General features: G+C 69.7%; 1 pseudogene. It reads left to right on the top strand.

What is annotated here, in order from left to right:
- Nucleotides 1–352: pseudogene (locus tag DVK01_RS21165) on the top strand (TATA-box-binding protein); the annotation flags it as partial.
- Nucleotides 353–547 lie beyond the last annotated feature (195 nt).

Raw genomic sequence — 547 nt, forward strand, 5'->3', positions numbered from 1 at the left:
GAACTCGATCGAGGCGGTCCACGAGAGCCTCGACACCGTGTTCGGGGAGCTCCGCGCGCTCCAGATCCCGATCGAGGACCCGGAGATAACGGTCCAGAACATCGTCACCTCGGCCGACCTCGGCGAGAGCCTGAACCTGAACGCGATCGCGATCGGCCTCGGCTTGGAGCACATCGAGTACGAGCCGGAGCAGTTCCCCGGGCTCGTCTACCGCCTCGACGAGCCGGAGGTCGTCGCGCTGCTGTTCGGCAGCGGCAAGGTCGTCGTCACCGGCGGCACCAGCGCCGACGACGCGGCCGCCGCCGTCGACGTGATCGTCGAGGAGCTGAACGGGCTCGGGCTGCTGGGGTGACGCCGCGACCCCGCGACGGGAGCGGGACCGACGCGGCCGCGTTCCGCGACCACTTTTAGTCGTCGCCCCGTAGGCCGACCATGCTCTTACAGACGGTGACGCCGGTCTCCGTGCTCGGGACGACCGTCCTGTTGGCGCTGTTCCTCTCGGTGACCGCGCACATCGCGGCGCGGAACGTCCTCGGCGACGTCGACC

It is taken from the genome of Haloarcula sp. Atlit-120R, from assembly GCF_003665885.1.
Taxonomy (GTDB): domain Archaea; phylum Halobacteriota; class Halobacteria; order Halobacteriales; family Haloarculaceae; genus Haloarcula; species Haloarcula taiwanensis.